The sequence below is a fragment of the Laedolimicola ammoniilytica genome, assembly GCF_025567165.1.
Classification (GTDB): domain Bacteria; phylum Bacillota; class Clostridia; order Lachnospirales; family Lachnospiraceae; genus Laedolimicola; species Laedolimicola ammoniilytica.
This window is the reverse complement of record NZ_JAOQKC010000009.1, coordinates 93,444-106,584: the sequence shown is the minus strand read 5'-3', so window position 1 is coordinate 106,584 and position 13,141 is coordinate 93,444. Positions and strand designations below refer to the sequence as shown.

Annotated in this window: 6 protein-coding genes; all 6 read right to left on the bottom strand. The window is 51.4% G+C overall.

Annotation, left to right across the window (positions count from 1 at the left end):
* Positions 1 to 60: 60 nt before the first annotated feature.
* The gene (locus OCV63_RS08380) at positions 61 to 2,460 is read right to left on the bottom strand and encodes an InlB B-repeat-containing protein (protein WP_158363391.1); all 2,400 of its coding nucleotides are present in this window, start codon (positions 2,458 to 2,460) and stop codon (positions 61 to 63) included.
* A gap of 1,089 nt (positions 2,461 to 3,549) precedes the next feature.
* A complete protein-coding gene (locus OCV63_RS08375; RefSeq protein ID WP_158363390.1) occupies positions 3,550 to 7,485 on the bottom strand; it encodes a DUF5018 domain-containing protein in 3,936 nt (1,311 codons plus the stop codon).
* 136 nt (positions 7,486 to 7,621) lie between these two features.
* Complete coding sequence (locus OCV63_RS08370; protein ID WP_158363389.1) at positions 7,622 to 8,863, bottom strand: DUF4430 domain-containing protein; 1,242 nt, start codon at positions 8,861 to 8,863, stop codon at positions 7,622 to 7,624.
* Positions 8,864 to 9,031: 168 nt separating this feature from the next.
* A complete protein-coding gene (locus OCV63_RS08365; protein WP_158363388.1) occupies positions 9,032 to 9,496 on the bottom strand; it encodes a hypothetical protein in 465 nt (154 codons plus the stop codon).
* Between the two features lie 12 nt (positions 9,497 to 9,508).
* Complete coding sequence (locus OCV63_RS08360) at positions 9,509 to 11,164, bottom strand: ABC transporter permease (RefSeq protein ID WP_262670727.1); 1,656 nt, start codon at positions 11,162 to 11,164, stop codon at positions 9,509 to 9,511.
* Positions 11,121 to 13,139: a COG1361 S-layer family protein gene (locus OCV63_RS08355; protein WP_158363386.1), complete on the bottom strand. Its 2,019-nt coding sequence runs from the start codon at positions 13,137 to 13,139 to the stop codon at positions 11,121 to 11,123. Before OCV63_RS08355 ends, OCV63_RS08360 begins: the two co-directional genes overlap by 44 nt.
* Between the last annotated feature and the right edge of the window lie 2 nt (positions 13,140 to 13,141).

The following is a 13,141-nucleotide window of genomic DNA, read 5'->3' as shown; positions in this document are numbered from 1 at the left end:
ACAGACAGTTTTCGGGCTGTCTGTGGGTTTGTGGCGCATTATGTAAACTTAATGTGCGGCTTACCAGTACTTCGGATAATTGTTGTTCTTCTTCATATCCTTTGCCTTCTGCCACCAGGTATTCTTGCCTGTATTGCCGGTGTTGCCGCCGATGTGGTTCAGCATATCCTCCCACAGCTTGTCGGAGGTGGGCTGGGCCTCAGTGTAGGCCGTCACCGTATAGGTCTTTGTCGTACCGTCCTCCGCAGTGACTGTATAAGTCTTCGAAGAAGACAGATCGACCTTCTCGCCGCTGACCGGGCTCACGCTGACTGCGCCCTTCAGGGTAATCGCAGGCTTCAGCGCCGTTAGATCCGTGCCGTAGGGCAAGGTGACGGTAATCGTGCCGGTTGTATCATTAATGGAGCCGCTCACGCCATTTACGATAAATGCGCTGATGGCCGGGCCATCTGTAGTCACAGTATCCGCATTCACGAAGGTACAGGACACACTGATATCGTAAGCAGGCATCTTGAACTGCTTCGTCTTGGTGTCAATCTTTACAACCTCATAAGGCGGTCCACTCTGGGAATACCGCAGTCCGTCCGGCTTGATCTGCTTTCCGGTATCCGGAGTCACGGTCACTGTGACCAGTTCTCCTTCCTTCGCCAGTTTCTTATCGACAGAAATAGTTCCGCCGGGAGACTGGGACGTCTCGATGGTATAGCCGGTCTTGTCCGGATCAAAATCCGGAATTGTGATCTTCAGCGAGTCGGAAATCTTCACGTCGTCCGCCTTGTCATCATTTTTTACCTTGATGTAGATGTCTTTGGCTCCCGCTGTTAAAGACTTTAAGGAAATGGTGACTGCCTTATTAGCTTTCACTGCGACACCGACACCGTCTGTGTTGATCTTCGGCTCCGCCGCGCCCTTCTCCACCACTGCGTAGTAATAAGAGCCTGCACTGCTGGACGTAAAGTTCACGGTTGCCTCCGTATCGCTGAGGCGGTTCACGGCTCCCGCGGTCAGAAGCGGTCTGTCATCGTAAAGGATCTTCACATTGTAATCCTGATGATAATCCGGATTCTGAGCGGTAATCCTAAAGGTTTTGGTAACTCCCACACTGATGGGATTGCTGATTCCTTCGGACCATTTATCATCGCCGTCTGTATCGCCATAGCCGCCGTCTATTTTAGCGGTCGCCTTGTCCGAATAGGTCAGACGCAGCTTATAGGCGTCGGAGCTTCCCAGCTTGAGCGCTTCGTCCTTGGTCATCTGCGCCGGAGTCAGCTGCACGGTAAATGTGGTAACACCGCCCACTTCATCCTTATCCGCCTGCTTCACCAGCTTATTGTCTGAAGTCAGCAGTTCTACTTTACTCAGTTTACACTCTTCACTCTGGTACTTTGGGTTCTCCTCAAATACCGCCTGAATCGTCATCTGACCACCTGATACCACCGGCATCTCAAAGGTCGTCTTCGCGCTTGTCGCGCTGGCAAAGTCCACCGTCACACCGGTTTCCGGTTTGGTCAGCTTCCATTCTTTGAAGAGATACTTTGCGGACTTCGGAACCGCTTTCAGGGTGATGGTCTGCCCGTCATAGAGGGTGGTTCCCGCTGTGATCTCTGTTTCGCCAATGCTTGCGGTAGCGCTTCCCATGGTACTGTCGTTGGATTCTACCGTCAATGTACATGCGGTCTTTGGTTCAAAGCTTGCGATAAAGGTCATGTCTTTGGCTACTGTCAAATCTACTGTCGGGCAGATGTAACGATTTCCCTTTGTATCTACCTCCTCGCTCCAGGTTACCCCAGCAAGTTCTACTGTTGTATCATACAGGTTCCCATTTTTATCCAACCAGCCCTTCAATGCATATGCTTCTGGATTATAGTTCTTTAAAACAATCTGATATGTAAAAGGATGATAATAATCCTCTGCCACACCGCCTTCTCCGTCATTTGTCAATGTAATATCGTTATAGCCTGTTCCAATTCCTCCGGCTGCTAACTGTATTGTGCCTCCATTTCGATGTGTTATACCCACCTTAAGCTTGGTGCCATCATGTACATAAACTGCAGTTACAGAAAGATCGCTTTCTGGCATTTCAAACATAATCGTATCAGATTTTTTCTGTTCTTCTGTAAGTTTCAATACATCAACGTTTTCCCAATGATCAAATCTGTAATCATGGAGTCTTTTATCGCTTCCTATTCCATCATTCTTTGCTGTTAATGTGATTTCCGTTCCCTTTTTTATACTTTCTGCAGTATCTTTTTCATTTGCTAATGCTACCACATAACAACCAGCTGCATTTTCTTTTGAATCTTTTACGGAAACCGCCGTTGTAATCTTAAACCGTGGCGATGTATCCTCCTTAAATTCCATCTTTGTAAGCTTTACTTTACTACGCGGCATTTTAAAAGAAAATCCATCTTTCGCTGCATTAATCGTTACCGGAACAACTTCTCCTTCTTTATCTTTCAAGCGAACCTCTACCTCTGACAATTCTTGTCCTTCTGGTAGATTTATCGAAACTTTAATGGTATCTCCAGCTTTTAATGTACTTGTTCGTTCTAGATTAACTCCCTTTTCTACGCCGTTATCATAGATTTTTGCAATTCTCTCTCTATTCTTATTAAATCCTTGATACTCAAATTCAAACGGCATATCTACTTTTAAAACATATTCTTTTATGCCACCCTCTCCATTTTTCACCTTAAAATGATATCCTTCTTCTGTTACCTGTTCTCCATTCGTAGTAAAGCTACCATCCTCATTTGCACCTACTCCTGATGCTCCATACGCATATCTTGGAGTAAATGTAAGATTTCCGGCTAATGAAGAATTGTAATTTTGTGTTTCCGGCTTTATGGTAATTACATTGTCGCCATCAAACAGTACTTCTTTTTTTCCAATTCCGGTCACTGCAACAAATCCTGTTGTACTAGAAGGACTAACCGTTTTTACAATATATTCATTGTTCGGAATTTTTATCTCATACGAATATTTAGCCAAGTAATAGTTATTGTTCTGATCAGTAAATCCTGCTCCAAACCAGTGAGTTTTACTTTTTATATAAAAACCTTTTTTTTTCACATATTGATAAAGATTCTCCGATGGCGTTAATGGTCGTATTCCTCCATTACTTGTATATAAATTGGTAGAATTTCCCGTAACCTTCAGTAAATCTGTGTACGCAGGCCCATTTATAGTTATGGGAAATGACATGTCATTCGTATCTCCACCTTCTTGAATTGTGACCACTACTTTGCCCGCATTTTCTGCCGTATATCTGTCAAACTTATTTGAAGTAATACCAACATGCTCCTTTTTAAAATCATCCGCCGTTAATTCCTTTGTTATAAGCTGCACTTTAGCTTTAAACGCACCGTCACTGCTTGTTAAACATCCATCATCGTCCACTTTGCTTGACAAATCCAAAGCAATGTTTATCTTATCGTCAGATGGTAGTTCTGCCTTTACCGAAAGTGATATGCTTGACACCATACAGATAAGCACCGCTGGGAGTACTATAATCTTTTTCTTCCACTCCATTTTATTCCCTCCTTCCTTCTACTCCTTTACTACCTGGTGATCCGTAATCGTATTATCCTCCTCCATCTGCTCCCAGAGCTGCTGGGAATGGGGCTTTTCCAGGGTTACGATCACAGTGTAGTACGACGTTTCCGTTCCATTGGTTACTGTATAGACTACCGGATTCCGCAGATCCACCACTTCTCCGGGAGCCGGGCTCACGGTGCAGCCGTTGCCCACGGTTACCTGAGATACCACATGGCTTACGTCGGTTCCCGCCGGAAGGGTCAGAAGAATAGTTCCCGCCCCATCGTCGATGACCGCATTCACTCCCAGGATACTGAATTTACTGATTTTCGCCGACTCGATGACCGGCGTGTCCGGGGTATCCGGCTTATCCGGCGTGCCGCTCTTGCCCGTGGGCCGCTTTCCATCCGCGTCCAAAATGTCCACGGAATAAACCTGGGTAGCCAAGCCGTTGCCAGATACGGTGTAGGTGACCGTCGAAGAGAAGTTCTGGGACACGCCCGACAGAGGACTGCACACATTGGTGCCCTCGCTCACGACGATCTCCGGAGCCAGGGAGGTCACGTCCGCGTCGGAAGGTACGCCCCGTACCTGAATGGTTCCCGCCTCATTGTCAATGACGCCCCGATACACCACGTCGTCGATGGTGACCGCAAAGCTCTCGATGGCCGCGCTCTCCTGAGCCTCCACCTTGATCCGGTATCGCTTTTCGTGTTCGCCGTCCTGGGCTTTCACCAGCACGGTCGTCCAGCCGCTTAAGTTTACTTTGGTCTTTCCGTTCAGAATATCCGCCGGCTCCGTAGCCGCTCCGTAAGAGATCGTACCCTTGATATAGAGATTCTCCGTATCCACACCCGGGCCCACGCTCAGCAGAATATCCGTAGCTACCGTATCCTCCGTCACCTTCCGGCCCGTGATCTCCACATCCCGCAGGATATTCGCGTCCTGAAGCTGCAGGCTGTCCGCATCCAGATTGGTTCCGGCCGCTTCCAGAGCATCGGAAAACTTTATGGTCACAAAGTATGACTTTCTCGTCTCGCCGTCCTCCGCCAGCACCGTAAAGGTCACCGGCGCATTCGCGGAAAAGGTCAACGGAAGATTCGGGGATTCCAGGCTCGCGTAATCTGACAAGGTCAGCTCCGGCGTCATATTGTTCAGAGGCGTACCCGTAGGCAGGGTCACTGTAATCTGATCACCTTCTATCACGCCCTCCTGTCCTTCCAGCACGAAGCTCTTGATATCCGCCTCCTTGCTTAAAGGTCTCGAGAAATTCTGCTGATGATAATAGAGGGAATAGGGATGTCCGGCTCCTCCGTTTTTCAGAAAGCCTAGATACCACTGTACCGTATAACAGCCCTGGTAGGTGGCCATGGCATTTTTCGGCACGCTCATGGTGTGGGCGAAATACTCGCCGTCCGCGTAAGCCAGGAAGGCCGTCAGGGCGCTGTTTCCCTTGCCGTCGCTGAAGCGGGGATCTGTGTGACAGTCTACGCCCGCCGCGCTCAGGGCACAGATGGCCTGGGCCGCGCTCTCACTGCTCTGATAGCCAAAGCCGCCGAAAGTGAAGTCTGGCTGCATGGGATCCACGGTGGCTGCCTTGCCCTGACCCAGGAAGAGGCCGATGCCTTCTTCCAGCTTGGCCTTTACCCGTTCCCCGTAGACCGGGTCGTCCTGATAGGGCGCGATGGACTGCATGAGCATACCCACCATATCCACGCCGAAGCCGTCACTGCCGTACTTGTGATCCAGAATCGTCTCCAGAAGCTTTTCTCTGGTCCAGACCACATTCTTCGGAATCGTATACTCGCCCATATCCAGAGCGATCAACGCGAAAATCGGTCCGTTGATGGTATAACCGCCGGAATAATTGTACAGACATGCCGTCAGATCGGTGATCACATTGCCCTTGGAATCTACAAAGGGATTGTCCTGCGTCGTGTACTCATCCAGTTTACTTGCATTGATTCCCATGGCGGTCAGCATCATAATCGTGCGGTCAAAATCGGTCATGGCCACGCTGGAGCTGGTGTCCAGCTTCCGCAGTCTGGCGTGCAGATCGAAGTTGGCCGGAAGCGCGTCCGGGGAAGCGCTGCTCACGATACCGCCCTTGGCGAAGCCCAGATTCATCCATTCCCAGTCATCCGACGCCGAGGTCGCATAGCGGGCTATGATGTTATTCCGCAGCTTCTCCATCTCTTTCTGATGTACATTTTGTCCGGTCGTTACCAGTTCTACGGTCACCCGATACTTATTGGTAACGCCGCTCTGGGATGTGACCGTATAGATCACCGGGTCGCTTCCGCTGAAATCCACGGCCTGTCCGGATTCCGGATAGACGCTGGCAAAGTCCGAGACTTTGACAGTCGGCGTCAGCTTCTTCAGGTTCGTACCGTCCGGTACCTGCAGCTTTATGGTTCCCCTGTCCTGATTAATCTCCGCCTGTATGCTTCCGTAGGAAAAGGAAAGCAATTCGTTCTCCTGGGAGACGGGCGTCTCTGTCAGTATCACCGTGTAAGCGCGGGTATCGCCGTTCTGGGCTGTCACCGTATAGGTCAGATTCTCCCCGAAGGCAAGGCTGTCCGGCTTCTGGGTCAGCTTCGCGTCCTCGGAGATCTGAATCTCCGGTTCTACTCCGGTCAAATCGGTACCGTAGGGAAGGGTCAGGGTAATCTTATCTCCGTTTATGATCGCTTTCTCTCCGTTAATGCTATAAGAGAGGATATCACACTCGGAGGAATCTCCGGTCACGGTGCGCAGGGTGTACTTCTCGCTGTACTGATCCAGACTCAACAGAATTTCCACCGGACTGCTCAAGTCCACCGTACTTCCCTCTGGCTGTCCGCCGATGGTCGCTCGGGCGGCTGTATGTCGTAACGTCGGAGTCAGAGCCGTCAGGTCTGTCCCCAACGGTAGTGTCAGATTTATCTCTTTTGTGTTCTCGTTGATCTGACCATGGAAGGTGTGTTCTCCTAGGGTGACACTCAGATCCTGAATCTGCAGAACCGGGTCGCCCCGCTTGATCTCTACAATCCAGGTTCTGCCCAGATCCTGATTGAACACATAGTTTCCCGTTCCATTATAGATTTCACCGGTCCAGGGAGCCGCCGGTGTCAATCGATAGAGCAGCTGTCCTTTAGTCAGGGAACCGGCAAAAAAGTTCGCCGATACCTCGCCCTCGGTATCGATCACTGCTCCCGATGGGTCGGGAAGATTGGCACCCTCCGGAACTGTCAGAGTCACATGGGCGGCTCCATCCACCACGCCCTTGTAATCGCCCAGCTGAAAGCCAGTCAGTTCCGGAGCGGCTATCCGCTCCTCCATCTGGTCGCAGAAGCTTTCCACGCAGCCCAGCCACGCTTTCATCTGCTCCGCATTCAGGAAACTACCTTTCCTGTGTTCGTTCTCCATATAGCTTTTCATCGCTTTCTGGAGCGTCTCTACTGTATAAAGCCCCTGGGATTGTCCATAGGCAGGAATCTCGTTTCCCGCTATAAAAAACCAGAAATCATAATTTCGCAGATAGTACATCATCGGCTGATAGGCTGTCTGATAACCGCCTATCTCCACCTGTCTGTCATCCACGGCCTGCTGGATTTTATCCAGTACGGCAATCATCCGATCCCGGCACGCAATGATATCCGGGGCCGTATCTAAAAATGCCTGTTTCTCCTTTTCCGACCAGTTCGAGATGTCACTGTCCCGCGCCGAACGTGCCATCAGCCAGCAATACCCTCTCTCCCCGCGATCAGAAGTCATCACATAGGGCACAGGCGAAGAAAAGTCCGCCTGTGCCTTCTGCTCCACCGGAGTATAGGTATATGTAATTCCCTTCTTTTCCATCTGGCAGCTTTCCAGCGGCATGACGGGGGATTCCCCGTCAGCCAGCTGAAATACATTGATAAAGTCTGTGGATGTGCTTACTACAAACTGATGGTTACGATAACTCATTCCTCTTGAAGAAACACCATTCCACAATGCCAGAGAAGTGATTGAATTCCCCAGGAAAAGACTGACAGCTAAAAGGAGTACGATTCCCTTTTTCCAAAGCTTTTTCATATTCGCCTATACTCCTTTCGCGTAGGTTTTACCAGGGATGTGTTGTATAATCTACTGCATAAAACCATGCAATCTTACTGTCCGCTGCCAGCTGATAGCTTGCAGCACCTATCGGAGCTGTGTACCATTTTTCCGGCTTAATACTGGAATCCGGATTATCGGTATACATCCATCCGCTCAGAGAGCCCACAGAGAACTCACCCAGGCCATTGATCTCTGCTACATAAGTTGTGCTCTCTCCCAAAGTTGTGTCTGTACTAATTAACCCATTGTCTACACACCACTGTAAAATAGTTTGAAGAACCTTCATATTAGTCGTTCCAACCGGGAACTCCTTCTGTGTATCTTCATCCTCGTAATACATACTTACTGCATCCTCAATTTCCTGTGCCTGCGCAAGGGCTGTTTCATCTGCATCCTTACTATTTCTCAATTCCTGGAAATCGATCCAGAAAGTACTTGGGGAAGCTACGAATACATCAGAAGCTACAAAGCTTGCTTTTACTGTATAAACATACTTTCCAATCGTTACTTTCGCTGTACCCTTGGATAAATCTACAGTTGCAGTACCGGTTGTTCCATTTTTTAATGTGTATGTGAGTGGCGTTGCTTTCGTATCAGTTGGCTTCTCTACATTATCTTTCTGAATATAATTCGTAATAGAAATCCAATCGATCAGGTTATCTTTATCCTGTGTATAATACGGATTTCCTGCACAGGGATCATCATTTACAAATCTGGTAATAGCAGCATCAATTTTATTGATCTTCGCAGAAACTACATATCCATCATTTGTCGGTACACTGGTACCTGCCTTTATATTGGCCGCTAAAATATAATCTTTAGCATTTTCACCGGTTCCAATAGTGATTGTATATGCTTTATTCCTCAAATCTAAATTCGCAGAATATACACCACTGTTATTTGTGAACTTTACATCTGTGTCTTTTGTAGCGACAGCAGCTCCTGTGATCTTCACCTCTACAGAACTTAAATCATCTAATTCTGTTTTATTCGCAAACTCTGTTCGAATAAATGTCAAGCCGCCATCATCATAAGTTTCTTTATATGTATCTTGATAAAACTTGGCTTCCTGACCTCCAATAGTAACTGCTACACCTGCCGGTGCTGTTACTTCTGTCTGTGCCTTTGGCTGTGGAATACTTGTTGCCGCTTTTGCGGTCATACTTGTCAGATTAAGCGAGAATACCATCGCTACTGCTAACATCATGCCTAACCATTTACTGATGTTTTTTCTGGCTTTGTTCATTTCAAAGCTCCTTTCGTAATTGTGTGGAATTTCTGTTACTTACTATGAAATTCCTGATTAATAGTTACTTCATATACCATTTACTTAGTGCAATGGCATCACCCCCTCCTTCCTTTTTGAATTTATATAAAATACTTTCATAGAACCCAAAGTATTTAATACACTTATCTACTCCACATCCAGCCGAAAGTAATAAGTCCTGCTCTGCTCCCCGGCCTCTATCACCACGCAGGCGTCCTCCACGGTCAGGTTGACTACCCACCGACCACCCAGGTCGGTCAGGATGCAGTTGCTGGCGTCGGATACCTTCGCGCCGTCGGAGAGCTCCAGATTCAAAGTGGTCTTCTCGAAGGGGAAGTCTATGGGCAGAGTGGCGCAGATCTCGTAGCGTTCCTCTCCGTCCTCCTCGACTTTCTCAATGGTTCCCTCGGTGTCGCCGATGATGACGGAGGTAATCTCCGGTTTCGCCTCGGCTTCTTTTTTCTTCCCGGCTCCCTTCGGAAGCAGGGTACTGATTCCATAAGCAGCCACGCAGAGGATCAGGATGACCAGAACGAGGATTGCTCCCCGGATCCTACGGTCAGTCTGGCCGGGCTGTGTATGTTTCTTTTTTTTCGTTGTTTTATTTCCCATAATTCTGCCCTCTTACTCGCTTCGAATCGCCTCGTTGGGGCTGATGTTCATGGCCTTGTGCGCCGGGATCCAGGCCGCGATCAGGGCTACCACGCCTGCGAACAGGACGCTGCCCAGGATCAGCCACCAGGTGAAGGCACAGCGGATCTCCATGCCTGCCAGGCTGGCCAGCACCCGCGGGATCAGCTGCTTCAGCAGGAAGCTCACCAGCAGGCCCGCCAGTCCGCCCATGAGGCCCACCAGAAAGGCCTCCGTCAGAAACATCCGGGCGATGTCGGAGAATTCCGTTCCCAGAACCTTCAGGATACCCACCTCCCGGGTCCGTTCATTGATGGACATCATCATGGTATTGGCCACACCGATGCCGGAAATCAGCAGGGATACCAGGCCCAGCGCACCCAGGACGCCCTGGAGCTGTCTGGACTGCTTCTTCACGGTCTCCAGCATATCGTTCTGGGAGTAGGTGTCGAAGCCCGCCTGCTTGATCAGGTTCGAGATCCGCTGAACATCGCTGACCTTTTCCGCCTTAACCCAGACCAGATCGTAGGCGTTCGCCAGGGCCGGATTGGTGCTGCCTCCCCGGGTACTGGTGGAGCTTCCTGTGCTGCTTCCCACGGCTGCCCGCTCCGTGTCTTTGCTGTTACCGCCGGACGACGTACCGCCCTGGGCTGCTGCGGTTCCGCTCTGGGTTCCTGTGCTGCCAGTGGGATTCGTGGTATTCGTGTTGGCTCCGGTACTGCCGTTCGCAGCCGCATTGCCGATGGCTGCCGTGCCGCTCTGGGCGCCTGTGCCGCTGGCTGCCGTGCCGGAGGCCGTTGTGCTTCCGCTACTGCTGTCTGTGGCTGTGCTGCTTCCTGCAGATCCGGCGCTGCTGCTCTTGTTCTTCTGCGCCGCCTGATCCTCCTGGATCTTCTTCCACTCCTGAAGTCTGGTGATATCCAGGAAGCCGGAGGTGGAATAGGTGTAATTCTGGCTCTCGCAGACGCCTACGATATCCAGGTTATAGAAGGTGCCCGTGGTGGTGGCCCGTCCCTCGCTGTCGCCCTTCTGGTTGCCGTTCAACTGGTCGTAATCGAAGGTCAGCTTGATGGGGGAATTCAGCACATCCACCAGGGGATTGCCGTCCGCGTCCACTGCGTCGGCCCAGTTGTTGTTCGGGTCGCCGAAGGACGCTCCCAGATCGTCTGTGACCATGAGCTCCGGATGGAGCCGCAGGCCTTCCGTGGGCGCTCTCCCTTCCGTCGGTGTGATCTGAAAACTTTCGGCGGTACTCAGGTCGATGCCGTACAGCTTAATCATACCGATATAGCTGCCGCTCTTTAAGTAACCGGTCAGCTGCTCCACCGGGGTCACGGCCTCCACGCCCTCCAGATTTTTCAGGCTGGTCACGGCCTTATCGTTCAGGATGGCTGTCTTCTGCTTGTCATCCACCTTCTGCACCGGGGTCACATCGATCTTGGTCAGGCTTCCCATACTCTCCACAGTCTCCTGATGAAGCTGTTCATAGCCGATACCGATGGAAATCAGCATCACGATACTGGCCACGCCGATGGTCATGGATACTGCTGTCAGGACGGTACGGGTTCTGCGCCGCCAGAGATTGATGCAGCCGGTCCGCAGGAGATCAGAGATCCTCATCCCTTGCCGCGTTTCTTGTCTCTTCATCATAGATTTCCTCTTCTTCGCCTTCTTCTCTGTCCCCATTCTGCTTCTTCTTATATACCAGGAAGTACCACAGGAGCAGTGCTGCCAGTACGATCAGCAGAAGAATCAGGAGCCAGATCCACCAATGGACGCCGCTCTTGTGCTTCGTCTGGGTATCGGTGCTCAGGGTTTCGGTGGAAACTGCGTCCGCCTCCGCCGCGTCCAGGGCCAGGGGTACGCTCTCAGTGAACTGCTCGCCGTCAGCGTCCTCATACTGGACTACCAGAGTTCCGGTGTAATTGCCGGATTTGTTCGGAATCACCTGGAAATCGGCGTTCAGGGTGCCTGCCGCCAGGATATCACCGCCGAAGTAGGCGTCCTGCATGGACACGCCGTCCATGCCCACGATACGCACATTGTAGGCGCGGGAGCGGCCCAGGTTCACGATGTTCAGGGATACCGCTACAGGCTCGTCCTGTACCGGGGTTCCATAAACCACCGGAGTATCAATCTGAAGATCCATCTCCTGCTTAATCGGAATCTGGATGGTGGAGGTGGCGTTTCCGGCTACGGCTCCCTCGTTTTCACTGGTCTCGTAGGTCAGGGTGATGGTCGCCGCGCTGGGACCCACTGCTGCGGAGGCCCGGGCGGAGATATGGTATTCGATCTCCGCAGTCTGGCCTGCCGGGATGCTGCGGACATAGGCTGCGTCCGCATAGCCCGCAGTCAGGATCAGGCTGTTGCTGTCAGAGAGCTTTAAGGTCGCTACGGTCTTGTAAATGGCGTTCTTCGCCGCGTTATTTTTCAGTGTGACCTTCAGAACCGCGTCGTTGCCTGCGGTCAGATTTGCCACTTCGTTGTCGTCCATGTAGAGGGCGTAGCTGTCTACCATCAGGGATGCCGCGGTATTCGGAGTGTAGCCGTTAGTAATATAGACATAGCCGGTGAAGGTACACTCGCCATAGACGCCGTTCTCCTCATAGGTGGCACGGAAGGTCACAACCTTGTTTCCGGTGGTGGCGTAGGGTGAGATCTTGAAGATCCAGTCTACCTGCTGGCGGTCGCCGTTGGACATATGTCCCAGCTCACGGCCATAGTTGATATCCTCCGCCACAAAGGGGAAGGTCTCCAGATCGCCGGTGACCACCGGAGATACGGTGACATTATCCAGGTTGCCGCCCTTGTTGACGATGGGCATGCTCATAACGATGGTCTCTCCCGGGCTCCCGGTGGGGGATGCGATGGCGGTATTCTCACGGCCTGCCACGTTCAGGGGCCCGATGGCGCTGGTGACGCCGGACATATCGCCGTTGTCGGTGACAGTCATGAATACGTTCAGGGTGAATTGCACGTCCTCGGTAATGTCGGAGCCGTTCACGCTGTCCTGTCTCCAGACAGTGGCGTTGACCTTAAAGTTAATGGGGTAGACGCCTTTCTTTGCGAATTGGGACACGGAAAAGTCGTACCAGACTTCGGCGGTGCTGTTGTAGCTCATGTCGTCTAGGTGACGGACGCGGCTTGCCTCTTTGACATCGAAGGGCCAGGTGTCCTTGGTGCTGTCCTTCGGAATATCCGGCTGGATGGTAATGTTGCGGAGCACATATTTCTCACTGGGGAGGTACTCTCGGTTCACGGCCAAGGTCAGGACTACCTGTACGGTCTGACCCGGTACAGCCTTGGGTGACTGGGCTCCGGCATCCATCAGGAGCAGGGCGTTGGCATTACTGGGGGTCACCTTGATATCGGTATTGGGCTTCTCGGTGGTGGTGCCACCGGAGGTGCCGCCGCCTTCTGTACCGCCGGTGGTATCCTGAGCGGCGGGCTTGGAAGCATTATCCTCTTCCTGGGTGGCCACCTCGCCCGCCGCGTCTTTTTGTTCCTCGGTCTGGGCACTTCCAGCGTTCTTCGTCTCTGCTGCGAAGGTGCTCATGCTGCTTCCGCAGGCCAGGCACAAAGCCAGGGCCAGGGGAAGCAGACGTCTTATGACTGGTGCTTTCATTC

Excerpts from the sequence above, each read along its gene's own strand:
- OCV63_RS08360 (WP_262670727.1), bottom strand. The coding sequence starts at position 11,164 with ATGATGAAGAGACAAGAAACGCGGCAAGGGATGAGGATCTCTGATCTC.
- OCV63_RS08370 (WP_158363389.1), bottom strand. The coding sequence starts at position 8,863 with ATGAACAAAGCCAGAAAAAACATCAGTAAATGGTTAGGCATGATGTTA.
- OCV63_RS08375 (WP_158363390.1), bottom strand. The coding sequence starts at position 7,485 with ATGAGTTATCGTAACCATCAGTTTGTAGTAAGCACATCCACAGACTTT.
- OCV63_RS08365 (WP_158363388.1), bottom strand. The coding sequence starts at position 9,496 with ATGGGAAATAAAACAACGAAAAAAAAGAAACATACACAGCCCGGCCAG.
- OCV63_RS08355 (WP_158363386.1), bottom strand. The coding sequence starts at position 13,139 with ATGAAAGCACCAGTCATAAGACGTCTGCTTCCCCTGGCCCTGGCTTTG.